The 17,489-nt window shown below is 59.3% G+C and carries 18 protein-coding genes, 1 tRNA gene and 2 pseudogenes; 15 read left to right on the top strand and 6 right to left on the bottom strand.

What is annotated here, in order from left to right; genetic code table 11:
• Nucleotides 1-650 (top strand): annotated as a pseudogene (locus EV281_RS21500) (OB-fold-containig protein).
• Nucleotides 647-2,344, top strand: coding sequence for a flotillin domain-containing protein (locus tag EV281_RS21505; protein ID WP_245508327.1), 1,698 nt, complete (start codon nt 647-649; stop codon nt 2,342-2,344). The pseudogene EV281_RS21500 and the gene EV281_RS21505 overlap by 4 nt, the downstream one beginning before the upstream one ends.
• A gap of 213 nt (nt 2,345-2,557) precedes the next feature.
• Here EV281_RS21505 and EV281_RS21510 read toward each other — a convergent pair whose 3' ends face one another.
• The 4 genes and pseudogenes from EV281_RS21510 to EV281_RS21525 form a co-directional block, all read right to left on the bottom strand.
• Nucleotides 2,558-2,971: a hypothetical protein gene (locus tag EV281_RS21510; RefSeq protein ID WP_132656038.1), complete on the bottom strand. Its 414-nt coding sequence runs from the start codon at nt 2,969-2,971 to the stop codon at nt 2,558-2,560.
• Nucleotides 2,972-3,097: 126 nt separating this feature from the next.
• Nucleotides 3,098-4,729 carry a glycosyltransferase family 39 protein gene (locus EV281_RS21515; RefSeq protein ID WP_132656305.1) on the bottom strand — a complete coding sequence of 544 codons (1,632 nt, stop codon included), beginning with the start codon at nt 4,727-4,729 and terminating at the stop codon, nt 3,098-3,100.
• A gap of 21 nt (nt 4,730-4,750) precedes the next feature.
• Nucleotides 4,751-4,872, bottom strand: a pseudogene (locus EV281_RS21520) (ATP-dependent DNA ligase); the annotation flags it as partial.
• A gap of 313 nt (nt 4,873-5,185) precedes the next feature.
• Nucleotides 5,186-5,275: transfer RNA gene (locus EV281_RS21525), tRNA-Ser, on the bottom strand.
• Between the two features lie 304 nt (nt 5,276-5,579).
• Here EV281_RS21525 and rplU point away from each other — a divergent pair.
• The 4 genes from rplU to EV281_RS21545 all read left to right on the top strand — a co-directional run bounded on the left by rplU (nt 5,580) and on the right by EV281_RS21545 (nt 7,567).
• The gene (rplU, locus tag EV281_RS21530; protein ID WP_007824851.1) at nt 5,580-5,897 is read left to right on the top strand and encodes a 50S ribosomal protein L21; all 318 of its coding nucleotides are present in this window, start codon (nt 5,580-5,582) and stop codon (nt 5,895-5,897) included.
• Nucleotides 5,898-5,931: 34 nt separating this feature from the next.
• Nucleotides 5,932-6,201: a 50S ribosomal protein L27 gene (gene rpmA, locus EV281_RS21535; protein WP_113429721.1), complete on the top strand. Its 270-nt coding sequence runs from the start codon at nt 5,932-5,934 to the stop codon at nt 6,199-6,201.
• 125 nt (nt 6,202-6,326) lie between these two features.
• On the top strand, nt 6,327-6,983 hold the full coding sequence (locus EV281_RS21540) for a GNAT family protein (protein WP_132656040.1): 657 nt from the start codon (nt 6,327-6,329) through the stop codon (nt 6,981-6,983).
• A complete protein-coding gene (locus tag EV281_RS21545) occupies nt 6,980-7,567 on the top strand; it encodes a GNAT family N-acetyltransferase (protein WP_132656042.1) in 588 nt (195 codons plus the stop codon). The genes EV281_RS21540 and EV281_RS21545 overlap by 4 nt, the downstream gene beginning before the upstream one ends.
• 35 nt (nt 7,568-7,602) lie before the next feature.
• Here the strand turns inward: EV281_RS21545 and EV281_RS21550 are convergent, their stop codons facing one another.
• A complete protein-coding gene (locus EV281_RS21550; RefSeq protein ID WP_132656044.1) occupies nt 7,603-8,469 on the bottom strand; it encodes an endonuclease/exonuclease/phosphatase family protein in 867 nt (288 codons plus the stop codon).
• 83 nt (nt 8,470-8,552) lie between these two features.
• Between EV281_RS21550 and obgE the strand changes: the two genes are divergently transcribed.
• From obgE to modC, 7 genes are all read left to right on the top strand, one after another.
• The gene (obgE, locus tag EV281_RS21555) at nt 8,553-9,623 is read left to right on the top strand and encodes a GTPase ObgE (RefSeq protein ID WP_132656046.1); all 1,071 of its coding nucleotides are present in this window, start codon (nt 8,553-8,555) and stop codon (nt 9,621-9,623) included.
• Entirely contained in the window at nt 9,616-10,785 is a 1,170-nt protein-coding gene (gene proB, locus EV281_RS21560; RefSeq protein WP_132656048.1) for a glutamate 5-kinase, read from the top strand. Before obgE ends, proB begins: the two co-directional genes overlap by 8 nt.
• Nucleotides 10,778-12,061 (top strand): glutamate-5-semialdehyde dehydrogenase, encoded by a 1,284-nt coding sequence (locus EV281_RS21565; protein ID WP_132656050.1) that lies wholly within the window; start codon nt 10,778-10,780, stop codon nt 12,059-12,061. Before proB ends, EV281_RS21565 begins: the two co-directional genes overlap by 8 nt.
• A gap of 37 nt (nt 12,062-12,098) precedes the next feature.
• A complete protein-coding gene (locus EV281_RS21570; RefSeq protein WP_245508333.1) occupies nt 12,099-12,698 on the top strand; it encodes a nicotinate-nucleotide adenylyltransferase in 600 nt (199 codons plus the stop codon).
• 491 nt (nt 12,699-13,189) lie between these two features.
• On the top strand, nt 13,190-13,978 hold the full coding sequence (gene modA, locus EV281_RS21575) for a molybdate ABC transporter substrate-binding protein (protein ID WP_132656054.1): 789 nt from the start codon (nt 13,190-13,192) through the stop codon (nt 13,976-13,978).
• 74 nt (nt 13,979-14,052) lie between these two features.
• Entirely contained in the window at nt 14,053-14,754 is a 702-nt protein-coding gene (gene modB / locus EV281_RS21580) for a molybdate ABC transporter permease subunit (RefSeq protein WP_132656056.1), read from the top strand.
• Nucleotides 14,751-15,821 carry a molybdenum ABC transporter ATP-binding protein gene (gene modC / locus EV281_RS21585; protein WP_132656058.1) on the top strand — a complete coding sequence of 357 codons (1,071 nt, stop codon included), beginning with the start codon at nt 14,751-14,753 and terminating at the stop codon, nt 15,819-15,821. The genes modB and modC overlap by 4 nt, the downstream gene beginning before the upstream one ends.
• Here modC and EV281_RS21590 read toward each other — a convergent pair whose 3' ends face one another.
• Nucleotides 15,822-16,199, bottom strand: a complete 378-nt coding sequence (locus EV281_RS21590) for a winged helix-turn-helix domain-containing protein (RefSeq protein WP_132656060.1) — start codon at nt 16,197-16,199, stop codon at nt 15,822-15,824.
• Nucleotides 16,200-16,407: 208 nt separating this feature from the next.
• Between EV281_RS21590 and rsfS the strand changes: the two genes are divergently transcribed.
• On the top strand, nt 16,408-16,851 hold the full coding sequence (gene rsfS, locus EV281_RS21595; RefSeq protein ID WP_132656062.1) for a ribosome silencing factor: 444 nt from the start codon (nt 16,408-16,410) through the stop codon (nt 16,849-16,851).
• A 118-nt stretch (nt 16,852-16,969) separates the two neighbouring features.
• On the top strand, nt 16,970-17,452 hold the full coding sequence (rlmH, locus tag EV281_RS21600) for a 23S rRNA (pseudouridine(1915)-N(3))-methyltransferase RlmH (RefSeq protein ID WP_132656064.1): 483 nt from the start codon (nt 16,970-16,972) through the stop codon (nt 17,450-17,452).
• Nucleotides 17,453-17,489: the final 37 nt, after the last annotated feature.

Raw genomic sequence — 17,489 nt, forward strand, 5'->3', positions numbered from 1 at the left:
ATGGACCTTTTCCTCGATCCTCACTCCGCCCCCTTTGCGGTGGCTGCGATCATACTGGCTGCGCTAACCGTGCTGGAAATGTGCTGCCTGCTGATCGGCTTTTCGCTAAGCGAATTGATCGGAAAGGCATTGCCCGACGACCATGGCGGCGGATTGTCGGGCCTCCTGTCATGGCTCAACTATGGCGGGGTTCCGGTTCTCGTCCTGCTGATGCTGTTCCTCGGTATGTTTGCCTAAACGGCTTCGTTCTTCAGGCGATAGCACGAACCATTTGGTTGCCCTTGCCGCCGCTCCTGGCTGCGGTGCCAGCCTTTCTCGTCGCTATTCCAGAAGTCCGGTCCCTGACGAGGATCGTCGCGCGGCTCGTGCCGCGTGATGAAACCTATGCCGTCGACCTCGCGGAATTCATCGGAAGGACCGGCGAAGTGACTGTCGGACCGCTTGATCACGGCCTGCCCGGCCGGATTCGTATCAAGGACCAGCACGGCAATTGGCATACATTCCGGGCTAAAGCTGCGCCGAACGAACCTTCGATGGCAACCGGCGCTCAGGTCCTCATTGTTGACCACGAATCCAATGTTTTCATAGCCATCACAGCGCCGTCAGACGTGTTGAAGGCGCCAGACACACATACTGGGGAGATACTATGATATTCGATCTGTTGTTGCCGGCCATTATCGGCTTGGTTCTGATCCTGGGCATTGGCCTGGTTTTCGCAACGCTTTATACCCGATCCAGCCGGGACGAGGCTTATGTGCGCACCGGTCTGGGCGGTCAGAAGGTCGTACTTGATGGAGGCTCGGTCGTCCTCCCGATCTTCCAGTCGATAGCACGCGTCAATCTCAAAACGCTGCGGCTCGAGGTACGGCGCGGTGAAGGTGATGCACTCATCACCAAGGACCGTATGCGGGTCGATATCGGTGCGGAGTTCTATGTCCGCGTCAAACCGGACGCCTCGTCGATAGCCCTCGCAGCGCAGACCCTCGGCAATCGCACCAATGATGCGGAACAGCTGCGGGTTTTGATTGAAGCGAAATTTGTCGACGGTCTTCGCTCTGTCGCAGCCACAATGAACCTCGATGCACTGCAGGAGCAGCGCATGGATTTCGTCAAGGCAGTGCAGGAAGCCGTCGGTGCTGACCTGCAATCGAACGGTCTTGAGCTGGAGTCGGTCTCTCTGACCCGCCTGGACCAAACCGACATCAAACATTTCAATGCCAACAACTTCTTCGACGCGCAGGGTCTCGCAACACTGACTCGCATTACCGAAAGCCGTAAGAAGGAACGCAACGAGATCGTTCGCGATACGGAAGTGGCCATTGCCCAAAAGGATCTCGAGGCGCGCCAGCAGTCGCTGGCGATTGAACGCACCAAACGCGAGGCGGAACTGAACCAGGAGCGTGATATCGCCAACAAATCAGCCGCAACGCGTGCAGAAACTGCCCAGCAGGAGCAGGCTGCAAAACGTGCGGAAGAGGAAGCTCGCATTACCACCGAACAGGCGATTGCCGAGCGTGAAGCTCTCGCCAAACAGGCCCGCGAAAGCGCAAATATCGACGCATCCCGCGCCGTCCAGCAGCGCGATACCGAAGCTCGGCGCGACCTGCAGATCGTTTCCCAGGAAAGCGCGATCGCCGTCGCCACAAAGAGCCGCGAAGAGTCCGAGGCGAAGGCAAAGGCAGAAGAGGCAAGAGCCCTGGCCATCGCGGCAGAAGAAAAGGTTTCGACCGCAAAAGCCGTCGAGATCGCCGAACGCGAACGCCAGATCGCCGTCATCGACGCCCGCAAGAAGGCCGAAACCGAAGCAACGGCCGTAACCGTCGGCGCCGAGGCCGAAAAGCAGGCTGCCGTCGACCAGGCGGACGCCATCAAGACGCTTGCGATAGCAGAAGCAGACGCTGCGGTCATCAAGGCGAAAGGCATTCTGGAAACCGGCAAAGCGGAAGCCGAAAGCGAAGCCTTGTTGAACGAGGCCCGCAACCGGTTGAGCGCAGCGATCATCGATTACGAAATCCTGCGCGAGCGCATCCGCATCATTCCGCAAGCACTGGCAGAGGCAGTAAAGCCGATCGAGAAGATTTCCGACATCCGCATCTTCGATACCGGCGGTATGTTGGGACGCGGCGGCGATGCTAAAGGCGGAAATATCGGGCTCGGCGATGGACTTGCCGGCCAGTTGCTGAACTACCAGGCGAACAAGCCTATTCTCGACCAATTGCTGAAAGAGGCGGGCTTCGTCGGAGACAATGTCGTTTCCTCTCTTCTTGGAAACCTGCAGTCCGGTTCGGTGACCCAGTCGGAACCCACTTTGCTCGATGCCGATCTTAAAATCGACGGTCTTTAAAACTGACCGGAAATTGGAAGCGGAAGGGCGGGTTGCCCCCGCCCTTTCTTTGGCGCGTCGCAATCCCGGCACATCCGATTATCGGCGCTTCAGCCGAGGTGCTCGCGCTTGATTCGGATCGAGGGCAGAAGCTGTGGCCTGTGGGCTTATATTGTGGTTGACGACGCATGACCTCGCAGAGGGCCGCGACGAGACGATGGCTTCTGAGCTAATCTACGGGTTTCCCTCGCATGAAATCATGTACTGGGTAACGGTCGCTTTATGATCGCTTCGAACGTATTGAGACTTCGCGTTCTCAATTAACTTAGACTGCGTCAGCGTCGTAAAACTCGATATCGAGTGGATCAGATAATGCTCCGTGGTAAAGCCGTCCTCACGTTCAAAGACATGCCCGCATAGAATACCGAGTTTGGCTTTGTCGTCATAGAACGACGCGCATATAAGCTCGATGGTCTCTAAGGTGCCGTCGTACGCTTTATAGCTAAACACCCCAGCGGAGTCTTTGACCAACAGAGCCTCCTGCTGGCCGTAGGGGTCATCTCCAATCCGCTTGCATATGAGTTCTGCGTTTGCGCTTCCGCCAGATACGAGCAGCAAGACGAAGGTTAGCACCCCTGTGAATTTCACCTTTTGCGTCTCCCATATAGTCTTTCGGAACTCCAACTGAATACCGCTTGTTGGTTCGGGATTTCACAATGGCAATAACGCAATTTGGGTGTCAACGCTCCAGCGCCCGCAGCGGCGTCGCAGCGCTCATGGACGGGTGATCCTGTAGATCAGCAAATCATCCGAATCCACAAGCTTGGTTGCAGTCCTGTCCAGATAGTTGATGACCCCCTCATGATGCTCGACGAACAGCCGGTTCTCCTTGTCGGTGGCGTTCTTCGCCGCGCCGAACAGATCTGCACCTTGCGCGCGCAGTTCCTCGAGCTGCGAGATCGCGGTGGCATCATCCGCGACGAATTTCGACCACTCGACATCGCCTCCGCCAGGCGGGAACACCCAGCCGCGCGCCCTGCTGTAGTAGATTGCGACAGGATCGCCGACCTCGGGTGCGATGGCGACGACGAGGTCGCCCGGCCGCGCCAACCGCGCCAGTTCCTCGCCGAGCAGCATGCCCTTCATGGCGACTGGCTTCTTCATCGCCCTGACGAGGGGAAAGGTGGACCAGACAAGCAGGACCGCCGTGATACAGATCGAGCGAAGCACGACCGCCGGCGTTAAAATTGTTCTCGATGAAAGCGTTGCCAGAAGAAGCGCGCCGTGGCCGCAGAACATCGCGACCGGCACATGGAAGATGTGGAAGTTCCACACGTTGCTGGTGATCTCTACCGCCGCCGCCGGATAGAGAATCGTGGCCGCAGCCAGCCACACATAGGGAATGGCCGAAAGAGTGCGCTGCTTCAGGTCTTCCGCAGGCCTTGGCGGCATCCACAAACCGACCACGAACAGCATCATGAACGGATATCCGTAGAACCATAGGACAGAGGTGTTCCATGCGGATTTTAAGTAGAACCTGTCTTTGACATATGTCCAGAAGCCGCCATCCCAGATATAGCCGCCAGTGCCGGCGACATGAAACGGCGGATAGCTGCGGCCGAGATAAATCGCCCAGCTGAAATAAGCGCCAATAATGGCCAGGCTCAAAACCCCCGAGAGGAAGACCCAGGTCGCCTGCTTTCGTTTCTTCTCCAGAATCCAGCAGGCCATCAGATAGAAGACGACCGCGCCAGCGGCGATGCCTGGTGGCTTCGACAGCGCGCCGAGCGAGAAGCTGACCGTGGCGAGCGGCAAGAGCCAGCCGCTGCCCCCTGCCCAGTATTTGGAGAACAGCCAGACACCAAGAGTCACCAGCGCCAACATTGCGGGATCAGGAAGAAACGAGCTGTCGATCATGATAGCCGCCGGCATCAGCGCGTAGGCAAGTGCCGCCGCGTGGGCGTGCATCTCACCCCAGCATAGCGCCGTTAGCCTGTGCAGCGAAAACACCGTCACCAGCCCGAAGAAGGCCGCAACCACCCGGCCGAACCAGTCGTGCCAGCCGAAGAGCTGGTAGAGCAGGGCGGTGAGATAGCTGACGATCTGGAACTCACGGCCCTGATAGCTTGGCCCAGGCCCGGTCCAACTGACCTCCGGAAAGAGGATGTTCCAGCTGCGCTGCTGAAAATTGTCGGCCATCATTGCAGTACTTGTCTCGCGCCAGCTGAAGCCGTCGACCAGCGGCAAGGTGATCTTGTGGAACCTGAAGACGATCGCAATAATCAGAATCCCCAGCAGAATAGCCGTGTTGAGGCTCAGGTAGCGACGAGCAGCCGTCTCCCTGCCAGCCATCTGCAGGCGATATTGCTGACCTTCGACCTGATTCAATTCCACGTCGTCCGTCATCTGAAATCGTATCCTCGCTGACGCCCGACACGGTATGATATGCGCCGGCATGGATCGAGAGGAAGATTGGGCTGAGCGGAATTTTGCTGCCGGCACGGCCGGCTGCGAAGCGGCTTGGAAGGCTTGCGGGGCGGCTTTGTCATGCCGGCAGTTCACCAGCATTGCCTGGAAAAGCAATTCGCCCAGATTGATTACCGATGCCATCCCTCCGTGCGAACATGACAAGAACATCAGCGAAGCGGCTGTCAAACATCCCCAACGTCAGATGAGAAACATTTTCAACAAGTTGATTTTATCGGAGAATTCGGTGTTTGGGCTTCGCTGAGGTGTTCAAAAACAGAAGAGCCGCCGCACCGTTGCACCATAAGCTGGGCTATCGCTGCGCATGGTAGCAGATGGTCCCGAACCATTAGATATTTCAGCAGCTTGATGGAAAATAAAGTGCTTGAAGCGTTATGGCGGAGAGGGTGGGATTTGAACCCACGATACCCTTGCAGGTATGCCGCATTTCGAGTGCGGTGCATTCGACCACTCTGCCACCTCTCCGCGGTCTTGGTCGGCGCTTGTTCGGCGCGGGCGTTCTCATAACGAGCAAATGACAGACTGGCAAGCCGAAATCTCAAGCTTTTCCATCCTTTTGCCTTGACACCTTTTTGTCACTCGCGTATCCCGCTTTCGCAATAGGAGTGGAGTAATCCGCCCCTTGCCCGCCTCGCGCTCGCGCGGGGTTTCACCGGCAGACCAGAGTTCCGGGCTAGTTCCCTGAAATCCCTGCTTAACTTCGACTGATAAAAAGACAGCCACCTGCCTTTTGCGGGGAGAGCTGGATCGAACATGAAAGGATAAAATAATGTTCGCAGTCATCAAGACCGGCGGTAAGCAGTATCGCGTGGCAGCCAATGACGTGCTGACCATCGAGAAGCTTGAAGCCTCCGCTGGCGACTCCATTGAATTCACCGAAGTTCTCGTGATCGGCGAAGGCGCCGACGCGGCGATCGGTGCGCCCTTCGTAGCCGGCGCCTCCGTCAAGGCGGAAGTCGTCGACCAGACCCGCGGCAAGAAGGTCATCGCCTTCAAGAAGCGTCGTCGTCAGAATTCGAAGCGTTCGCGCGGCCATCGCCAGCATCACACGGTTGTCCGTATCACGGACATCGTGGCCGCCAAGTAAGATCAACGGGTTTCAGGTTTAAAGGAGAACTCCAATGGCACATAAAAAAGCTGGCGGTTCCTCGCGCAACGGTCGCGATTCCGAATCCAAGCGCCTCGGCGTGAAGAAGTTCGGCGGCGAGAACGTCGTAGCTGGCAACATCATCGTTCGCCAGCGCGGTACCCAGTGGCATCCGGGCGCCAATGTCGGCCTCGGCAAGGATCATACCATTTTTGCGCTTACGGCTGGCAATGTGGACTACCGAACGAAGGCCAATGGTCGCGTGTACGTGTCTGTAATGCCGAAAGCGGAAGCAGCGGAATAAGCCGGTAGCGCTCAAAAACAGCCGGCGTCTCATCGACCCGGCTGACCGTACCAGGTTCAGTCCAGAAAACAGGGGAGATGGGGCGCCATCTCCCCTTTTTCTTTGTCCAAACAGGAGGACTGAACATGCAAGGCGAATTGATAAGGGTTGACCAATCACGGTCATCCCGGGAAGACCAGCGGTCTTCCATGGAACGGCTGAGGCCGGAGCGGTTAAGGACCGATTGCCCTGTCTTGTTATCGGAAAGGCTCGTCATGCGCGCGCCCCATGAAGAAGACATTGACGCCCTTGCCCATCTCGCCAACAACGCCAAAGTCGCCACCATGGTATCGCGTATGCCGCACCCCTATACCGCCAATGATGCCGCCGACTTTGTTTGGCGTACGCGAAATGGCGAGATTGGCAAGTGCGTCTATGCCATCACCAAGGCCGAGAATGGCGCCTTCATGGGCTGCTGCGGAGTAGAACCGCACACCGATGAGAGGACTGTCGAGATCGGCTATTGGCTGGGCGAGCCGTATTGGAACCAGGGTTATATGACCGAGGCATGCCATTCGCTCGTCGATATGGTGTTCAGGACAAGGCAGCAGGTCGAACAGATCGACGCCCGTTGCCGGGTCATGAACGTCGCCTCGCGCCGGGTCATCCAGAAGTGCGGCTTCCAGTTCCAGGGATCCGGCCTTGCCGCTTCGCTGGCGCTCGGCAGCAACGTGCCGGTCGAATGGTATCGGCTCGACCGCAAGACCTGGATGTCGCTGAGAAGCTGGGGGGCAATCTCATGAACGCCGTTACCCTGCAGAGGCCCAGGACCAAGCCCATGATGCCCGGCCCCGCGCCGGTCATCACGACCGCGAGGCTGACGCTCCGCCCCCACAGGTTGAGCGACGCTCCGGCGATTGCGGAATCGCTTTCCGATTTCGCGGTCACCAGAATGCTGGCCCGCGTTCCCGCCCCCTTCGACCGACAGGATGCGCTGGACTGGCTGATCCCGGTCACGTCGGGTGTAATGCCTGACTGGAACTTGGCGATAACTGGCAGTGACGACGTTCATATCGGCAATGTGTCGATCGAGCTTCGTCACGGCCGCTGGCACCTTGGCTACTGGCTGAACCGCTACTACTGGCGGCAAGGCTATATGAGCGAGGCGGCAGAGGCAGCGTTGGAGCGTTTCTCGCGGCGCATGCCCGACGTGCCGGTTCATTCGGGCGTCTTTGCCGACAATCCTGCATCGCTCCGGCTGCAGGAAAAGCTCGGTTTCCGGATGACCGGCTGCAGCGAAATCTATTCTTTCGCTCGCAACACGATGGTCGCCCATATCGAAACCGTGCTGCAGCCCGGCGCGCTGCAGCAGCAAAAGGTCGCCTGACATGGGAAGGGCGCCGCGTAAACTGCGGCGTCCTTTCAATCGCTGATCTCGACCTGCAGGGGAAAGTGGTCGGAGCCCGTGGAACTCGTATCGACGGCGGCGGATTTCAGCCGATCCTTCAAACCGCAACTGACGAAGCAGTAATCAAGATGCATGCGCCTGCCGCAATCCTTCGGGTCCATCCAGCTATAGCTTCCGGACGTATAGGCTCCGAGCGCCGCAAAGGCGTCGATCGGCGTGCCGATCCGCGCCGTGCGACCGTGAAACCGGTCGATCGATCCGGCAAAGGTGCAATATTCCTGCGATTCCGGCTCCATGTTGAAATCGCCCATAATTATGTAGTTCTCCGGCAGCGGCGGCTCCGGAAGTCCGAATTCGCTTGCACCGCTGAGCGAGGCGCCTTCCTGAATGAAGGCGTTGACGCGATCGCCGAGGTAGAGAAGCTGGGCGATACGCTCGTCGACGGAAACATGGTCGAGATGGACGGAATAGACGCGGACAGCGCCGCCCGGCAGGGCAATAACGGCTTCCGTTGCGCCGCGCTGCAAATTGATCTTGTCGACCGTACGGCTGCGCGGCAGAAGCAGCGTTCGCGTCGACAGGATAGGCCAGCGCGACAGAACCATATTGCCGAACTGGAAACGGGTGCCGCGCGGCAGGGGAATCTGGCCCTCCGGCGCCTCGACATGCATGTCGCAGGCTGGTCCATAGACCCAGAAATGGTCGGGAAACAGGGCCGCGATGATACCGGGCATGTCGGCATAATCGTTCCGGATGAAGCCTCTCGTCACCTCCTGCAGGGCGATGACATCAACGCCGTCGAGACTTTTGGCGATGCGTTCCAGATCGTATCTGCCATCGAGACCGAAGCCGTACTGTATGTTATAGCTCGCAAAAATCACGATATTCTTTGACCTCCGCCTGAACCGCCTATATCGAATGGGCCAAGAGGGGTCGCCCAAACGCACCGAGTACTGGAAGTAAAATGAAATTTCTCGATGAAGCAAAGGTCTATATCCGGTCGGGTGATGGTGGCGCGGGCAGCGTTTCCTTCCGCCGCGAGAAATTCATCGAGTTCGGCGGGCCTGACGGAGGCGACGGCGGGCGCGGCGGCGACGTCTGGATAGAAGCCGTCAATGGCCTCAATACGCTGATCGATTTTCGCTACCAGCAGCACTTCAAGGCCAAGGTCGGCATGCACGGTATGGGCAAGAACCGCACCGGTGCCAATGGCGACGACGTGACGCTCAAGGTGCCTGTCGGCACGCAGGTCCTCGAAGAGGACCAGGAAACGCTGATCTGCGACCTAACGGAGGAAGGCCAGCGCTTCTGCCTCGCAAAGGGCGGCAATGGCGGCTTCGGAAACGCCCATTTCAAGTCTTCGGTCAATCAGGCACCGGACTGGGCCAATCCCGGTCTGCCTGGCGAAGAAAAGACCATCTGGCTGCATCTGAAGCTGATCGCCGATGCCGGCCTCGTCGGCCTGCCGAACGCCGGCAAGTCGACCTTCCTTGCTTCAGTGACCCGTGCCCGTCCGAAGATTGCGAACTATCCGTTCACAACGCTGCACCCGAACCTCGGGGTTGCCACCATCGACGGTCAGGAATTCATCCTCGCCGACATTCCCGGCCTTATCGAAGGCGCGCATGAAGGTGTCGGTATCGGCGACCGCTTCCTCGGCCATGTCGAGCGCACACGCGTGTTATTGCATCTGGTTTCCGCGCAGGAGGAAAAGGTCGGGAAGGCCTATAGAACGGTCAAACACGAGCTCGAAGCCTATGGCAATGAGCTGGCTGACAAGCCGGAGATCGTTGCGCTTTCGCAGATCGACGTGCTCGACGATGCGACCCTGAAGAAGAAGGCCAAGGAACTCGCCAAGGCCTGCGGCAAGACACCCTTTCTGATTTCGGCCGTCACCGCCAACGGTATGACCGAAGTGCTGCGCGCGCTGCGCGACATCATCGTTGAAGCCAATGCCGAGGAAAAGCCGGCCAAGACGCCGAAGCTGCGCCATCGCGACATGATCCTCACCGACGAGGACGAGAGCGATGAGTAGCCGTAAACCGCTGGATCGTTACCGAAGGATCGTCATCAAGATCGGTTCGGCTTTGCTGGTGGACCGCAAGACCGGCCTGAAGAAAGCCTGGCTCGATGCCATGTGCTCCGATATCGCGGGGTTGAAGTCCAAAGGTGTCGATATTCTCGTCGTATCGTCAGGCGCTATCGCGCTCGGCCGCTCGGTGCTCGATCTTCCCTCCGGCGCCCTGAAGCTGGAGGAAAGCCAGGCTGCAGCGGCGGTCGGCCAGATCGCGCTGGCACGCGCCTGGTCGGAAAGCCTTTCACGCGACGATACGGTCGCCGGCCAGATCCTGCTGACGCTCGGCGATACGGAGGAGCGTCGCCGTTACCTCAACGCCCGCGCCACCATCAACCAGCTTCTGAAGATCGGCGCTGTGCCGATCATCAACGAGAACGACACGGTCGCAACCAGCGAAATCCGTTATGGCGACAACGACCGCCTTGCCGCCCGCGTCGCCACCATGACCGGCGCCGATTTGCTGGTCCTTCTCTCCGATATAGACGGTCTCTACACCGCTCCGCCGCATCTCGATCCGAACGCGCAATTCCTGGAAACCATTGCGGAAATCACCCCCGAGATCGAAGCAATGGCCGGTGGCGCGGCCTCCGAACTCTCGCGCGGCGGCATGCGCACCAAGATCGATGCCGGTAAGATCGCGACGACCTCCGGCTGCGCCATGATCATCGCCTCGGGCAAGACGGAAAGCCCGCTTTCAGCAATCGAAAACGGTGCGCGCTACTCCTGGTTTGCGCCTTCGGGCACGCCCGTCACCGCCCGCAAAACCTGGATTGCCGGACAGCTTCAGCCAGCCGGCATGCTGCATCTCGATGAAGGCGCAGTCACGGCGCTCGGCGCTAGCAAAAGCCTGCTTCCCGCCGGCGTGCGCAGCGTCTCCGGCAATTTCGCCCGCGGCGATACGGTTGCGATCATCGCCCCCTCCGGCCGCGAGATCGCCCGCGGGCTGGTCAGCTACGACGCAGAGGAAGCCCGCCAGATCGCCGGCCGCAAGTCGGCTGACATCGAGGCGATCCTCGGTTATCCCGGCCGCGCCGCCATGGTCCATCGCGACGATATGGTCATGACGGCGCAGATCGGTTCGAAATCGGAAAGGCAGAAGAAGGACGCAAGCTATGCTTGATACGGTTGCGCTAAGCCCTGACATTGACGTGCTGATGAACGACATCGGCCGCAAGGCCAAGGCCGCCGCGCGACCATTGGGCTTTGCTTCCACCGATGCCAAGAACAAGGCTCTGAACGCCATGGCCGATGCCATCATGGCGAACAGAGCCCATATCCTTTCGGAAAATGCCAAGGATTTGAAGGATGTGGAGGGTACGGACATGCTCGCCTCCTTCATCGACCGCCTGACGCTGAACGACAAGCGCGTCACGGAAACGGCTGAGGGCATCCGTGCGATTGCCGCTCTTGCCGATCCCGTCGGCGAGGTCATCGCCGCCTGGGATCGCCCGAATGGCCTGAAGATCGAACGTGTCCGCACGCCACTTGGCGTCATCGGCGTCATCTTTGAAAGCCGACCGAACGTCACGGCCGATGCCGGTGCGCTCTGCCTGAAGGCCGGCAATGCGGTGATCCTGCGCTGCGGTTCGGATTCGCGCCGTTCCTCGGCTGCGATCCACGCCTGCATGGTGGAAGGCCTCAAGGCAGCTGGCCTGCCGGAACATGCGATCCAGCTCGTGCCCGTCACCGACCGCGCTGCAGTCGGCGCCATGCTGGGCGGGCTTGGTGGCGCAATCGACGTCATCGTGCCGCGCGGCGGCAAGAGCCTCGTTGCCCGCGTGCAGAGCGAGGCGCGCGTACCGGTTTTCGCGCATCTGGAAGGCCTCTGCCATATCTATGTCGATGCCTCCGCCGATCTCGAAATGGCGAAGAATATCATCGTCAACGCCAAGATGCGCCGCACCGGCGTCTGCGGCGCTGCTGAGACCCTGCTGGTTGACCGCGCCGCGATCAGCACGCATCTGGCGCCACTGGTCGAGGTTTTGCGTCAGGCCGGTTGCGAAGTCCGCGCTTCGGCAGCCGTTCTCGAGGTGATACCCGGGCTGAAGACTGCGACCGAAGAAGACTGGTCGACCGAATATCTGGATGCCGTCATTTCCGTTGCCGTCGTTGACGGCATTTCCGGTGCGATCGGCCATATCCAGAAATATTCGTCCAACCATACGGAAGCCGTGCTTGCGGAGGATCCTGAAGTCGTCGAGCGTTTCTTCACCGAGATCGACTCGGCCATTCTGCTGCACAATGCCTCCACGCAGTTTGCCGATGGCGGCGAATTCGGCATGGGTGCGGAAATCGGCATTGCCACCGGCAAAATGCACGCGCGTGGCCCTGTCGGGGTCGAGCAGCTCACCTCTTTCAAATACCGCGTTCGCGGCAGTGGACAGACGCGGCCCTGACGTGAACACAGAGCAGATAGACCGGCACTATCTCCGCATGCCGCATAGCGAACGGGGCATGATCGTCGGTCTGTTTGGCGGTTCTTTCAATCCGCCGCATGAAGGCCATGCGCTGGTCGCCGAAATTGCCATCCGCCGCCTGGGGCTGGATCAGCTCTGGTGGATGGTGACACCCGGCAATCCGCTGAAGAGCCGCAATCACCTGGCACCGCTTTCGGAGCGCATCGCCCGCAGCGAAAGCATCGCCTCCGACCCGCATATCAAGGTGACAGCCTTCGAACAGTCCTTCGGTGTCAGCTACACAGCCAATACGCTCGCCCGCGTGAAAGCACGCAATCCGCATGTGCATTTCATCTGGATCATGGGCGCTGACAGCCTGGAAAACTTCCATCGCTGGCAGAAATGGCAGGATATCGCGCGCACTTTCCCGATTGCCGTCATCGACCGGCCGGGCTCGACCCTCTCTTACCTCTCTTCGAAAATGGCCAAGACCTTCGCCTTTGCCCGCATTGACGAGGACGATGCCCGCATTCTCTGGAAGAAGCCGGCGCCCGCCTGGACTTTCATTCACGGGCCTCGCTCGACCTTGAGCTCGACAGCCATCCGCAACGGCGATCATCATAAAGCCGCGGAATAGAACGAATCGTCTGGAAAGTTTGCTGAAAATAAAAAGCCCGACGCGGGAGGAGGTGCGTCGGGCTTAAAACTTGATCGACAACTGGGAGGAGGAGTGTTGTCGATCCTATCGGACGGCTATGGGAGGAGGAGAAGCCGTCGGATGATTGTGTTTTACCACATTTGTTCAGAACGTGAATATATATCGGTGCATTGCAGCAATGCATTTAGCGCAAGTCTCGCGGAAATACAGTTGGACACGCTGCCATTTTAATCAGCAAAAACAGACGATTCAAACTTATCATTCTTTCGACCTGCCATTTGCCACCAGGAACTGCCACATTTTCGCCTCGGCGATTTCCGGCTCAAAGCGAGCCATGCATCTCGCGAATGCATGAGCATGCGGCGCGGCAAATCACGTCCAGCCACCGTTATATTTTAAGAAACGCAACCCTAGCCAAACCTTCTCTGTCGTTATATCCGTTTAAATATTTCGAACCCGGAGAGAAGATCATGCGTAACCGCCGCCACTGGATGAAACTGGCTGCCGCGATTTCGACCGTCTGGCTTGGCGCAGCAGCACTTTCTGCTCCAGCCGCAGCCGCCGAGAAGGTCACCGTTTTCGCAGCTGCAAGCGTGAAGGATGCGCTCGACGCCGCCAATGCCGCCTGGGCAAGGGAAAGCGGCAAGGAAGCCGTCGCCTCCTATGCGGCAAGCGGTGTGCTCGCCAAGCAGATCGAAAACGCTGCTCCGGCCGATGTCTTCATTTCCGCCGACCTGAACTGGATGGATTATGTTGCCGACAAGAAGCTGATCAAGGCGGACACGCGCTCCAACCTGCTCGGCAATCGCCTCGTCCTCGTAGCTGAAAACGGCAAGCAGAAGCCGGTCGAAATCAAATCGGGCTTTGATCTTGCTGGCCTTCTCGGGGATGGCAGGCTCGCTATGGGCGAACCGAAATCGGTTCCGGCCGGCAAATATGGTCAAACCGCGCTCGAGAAGCTCGGCGTCTGGAAGTCTGTAGAAGCCAAGGTTGCCTATGCGGAGAGTGTGCGCGCCGCACTCGCTTTCGTTTCGCGCGGCGAAGCGCCTTACGGCATCGTCTACCAGACGGACGCAGCCGCCGATAAAGGCGTCGCGATCGTCGGCACCTTCCCGGCCGACTCCCACCCCCCAATCATTTATCCGATCGCCCTGCTTGCTGAGAGTAAGAACCCGGACGCCGCCGCCTATCTCGACTTCCTGAAGTCGGACAAGGCCGCCCCCTTCTTTACCGCTCAAGGCTTCACGATCCTGAAATAATTGCGCAATTAGCGGCTACAGCTTAGCGTGAAGGCTCGCATCGCCGGCCTTCTATGTTTCGGAGAAGATGACGTTTGGATATGTTCGGTTTGCGCGACGAGGAATGGACGGCGATTCTGCTGAGCCTGCGCGTTTCCTTCGTCGCCATGATGGCGAGCCTCCTGCCTGGCATCTTTGTTGCACTGCTGCTCGCCCGCGGCCGCTTCTGGGGGAAGTCGCTTCTGAATGGCATCGTTCACCTGCCGTTGATTCTGCCGCCCGTCGTCACCGGCTTCATTCTCCTTATCCTTTTCGGACGCCGCGGCCCGATCGGCAGCCTGCTCGATCAATATCTCGGCATCGTGCTGTCCTTTCGGTGGACGGGCGCTGCGCTCGCCTGCGGCGTCATGGGCTTTCCCTTGATGGTCCGCAGCATCCGCCTGTCTATCGAGGCCGTGGACCGCAAGCTGGAGGAAGCGGCTGGGACGCTTGGCGCGAGCCCTATTTGGGTCTTCCTGACAGTCACGCTGCCGCTCACCATTCCCGGCATCATCGCCGGTATGATCCTCTGCTTTGCCAAAGCGATGGGCGAATTCGGCGCCACCATCACCTTTGTTTCCAACATCCCGGGCGAAACCCAGACGCTGTCAGCCGCCATTTATACGTTCACTCAGGTGCCGGGCGGCGATGCCGGCGCCATGCGGCTAACTCTCGTTTCCATCGTGATCTCAATGCTCGCTTTGCTTGCTTCGGAGTTCCTCGCGTATCTCGCCGGTCAGAGGATCGATCCGGAATGACGCTCATTGTCGAAGCAAGACATCGCCTCGGCGCCTTCAGCCTCGACGCCGCCTTCACCTCCGAGCGCGGCGTGACGGCGCTTTTCGGCCGCTCCGGTTCCGGCAAGACCTCGCTCATCCGCATCATCGCCGGCCTCACCCGCCCGGCCGAAGGCCGGGTCCTACTCGATGGCGAAACGCTGACAGATACGGCAAAAGGCATTTTCGTTCCTCGCCACCACCGCCGTTTCGGCTATGTCTTCCAGGAAGCGCGGCTCTTTCCGCACCTGAGCGTCCGAACAAACCTCTTTTATGGACGCTGGTTCGCGCCGAAATCCGTACACACGGAAAATTTCGACCGCGTCGTCGATCTGCTCGATATCGGCGAACTCCTTGCCCGCAGCCCATCCAAACTCTCGGGCGGCGAGAAACAGCGCGTCGCGATCGGCCGCGCATTGCTGTCCTCGCCGCGCCTGCTCCTGATGGATGAACCGCTGGCTGCGCTCGATGAAATACGGAAGGCCGAAATCCTGCCCTATCTCGAGCGCCTACGTGACGACATGGACATTCCCATCGTCTATGTCAGCCATTCGATTGCAGAGGTCGCACGCCTGGCAAACCAGGTCGTGGTCATGCGCGACGGCAAGGTGGAGGCGGCAGGTCCTGCGACGGAGGTCCTCAGTCGATCTTCGCTGCTCCCGGAAGACCGACGAGAGGCAAGCGTTGTGCTCGAGGGCGCGGTCGAGACCATCGATGCGGCCAAGCGGATCACAACGATCATGCTGAAATCCGGCCGAGTTTATGTTCCGGGTATTGCGCCGACTGTCGGCAAGCCCGCGCGGATCCGCATCCCCGCGCGCGACGTCATGCTGGCGACGCAGAAGCCGGAGGGCTTGAGCGCCCTCAACATTCTGGCAGGCACCATCGCCGAGCTTTCGCCGGCTGCGGATGGTACTGTGGAAATCCGCCTCGATTGCGCCGGCGACGCCGTACTTTCGCGTATCACCGCACTCTCCTGCGAACGCCTCGGCCTGCGCCAGGGCATGCCCGCTTTCGCCGTCGTCAAGACGGTTGCGCTGGAAGCCTGATCAGCCCCGACCATTCTGTTGAAGATTGCGGTTGTTCTGCAGCCAGGCGAGATCCTCAGCAAGGCTGTTACGCACCGTCTTTTCCATCTCGCGAAAGCGCGCCAGCAACTCTTCGCCGAAAGGCGTCAGCGCCGCACCGCCGCCCTTCTGGCCGCCGCGCTGCGATTCCACCACCGGGGCCCTGAACATGCGGTTCATATCGGCAACCAGCATCCAGGCGCGACGATAGGACATGTCCATTGCGCGGCCTGCCGCGGAGATCGAACCGGTCTCGCGGATATGTTCGAGCAGTTCCATCTTGCCGTGGCCGAGGCGATCGTCATCGGGAAACGTGATTCGCAGGACGGGCGTAAGCGGATTTTTGGCGATTTCGGTCATATCGATCGGAATTTGCAGAAGTCTTCATTACTTTACGCTCGACCGAAGACGCTGTACACAACTGCTCCATGTCGACCAAGGGTCGAAATCTCGATTTCGTCACGCCAAATACGGCTTTCCGCCGTCGCGCGCTGCGCCGCGTCTTGAAACGTTAATGGTTTGATGCCTATCTTAACCATGATCCGGTTGCGCCGGATTTGTGTTGTGCATGGTTTGTCATTCCAGGAAAGGGAAAGCACTGACAACAGTACACGCCAAGGGAAAAACGCTCGTCGTTGTCCCGAAGGGTTCGGAACGTGGCGCCGATGGCGCTGCCCGTGCTCTGGAAGCCGTCCTCGTCAGCCTCGAGGATTCCAAAGCTGAAGATATCGTCACCATCAACATTGCTGGAAAATCGGCGCTGGGAGACTACATGGTTGTCGTCTCTGGCCGCTCGAACAGGCATGTCATGGCGATCGCCGATCATCTTCTGACTGATCTCAAGGACGAGGGCTTCGGTACGGCCCGCGTCGAAGGTCAGGAAGGCGGTGATTGGATCCTGATCGACACCGGTGACATCATTGTGCATGTGTTCCGTCCCGAAATCCGCGAGTTCTACAACATCGAAAAGATGTGGGCGGCTCCAGATATGGACGAGGAAACGCGGCACTGACAGGCAGCTCGGCATCCGCCCGGCGCCTGAAGTGTGGTAACTGACCAGGCCGGCTTTCGATGGCGGGCCGGTAAATCCACATTGCGCTTCCGAAGCGCGGCAGAGCAGGAGCGGATGAATGCGGATTGGTCTTTTTGCGGTGGGACGGCTGAAGTCCGGCCCCGAAAAGGATCTTGCGGCCCGTTATTTCGACCGTTTTGCAAAGGCCGGTCCTGCGGTCGGCCTGGAATTTTCCCGTATTGCCGAAGTTGCCGAAAGCCGCGCCTCCAACGCCGAGACCCGCAAACGCGAGGAAGCGGCCATGCTGCTGAAGTCGCTTGCCGACGGCAGCATTCTCGTTCTTCTCGACGAACGCGGCAAGGCACTGGACAGCGAAGCCTTCGCCAATCTGCTCGGCGGCTACCGCGATCAGGGCAAGCGCGACCTGACGATTGCGATCGGCGGCGCCGATGGCCTCGATCCCTCGCTCTACGACCGCGCCGACATGACACTCTGCCTCGGCAAGATGACGTGGCCGCACCAGATTGTCCGAACCCTTATTGCCGAGCAGCTTTATCGCGCCGTAACGATCCTCTCCGGGCATCCTTATCATCGTGTCTGATACGGCCGGAAATGGTCACGCAGCCGTGTTTTGCCTC

It is taken from the genome of Rhizobium sp. BK418 (assembly GCF_004341105.1).
Classification (GTDB): Bacteria; Pseudomonadota; Alphaproteobacteria; order Rhizobiales; family Rhizobiaceae; genus Rhizobium.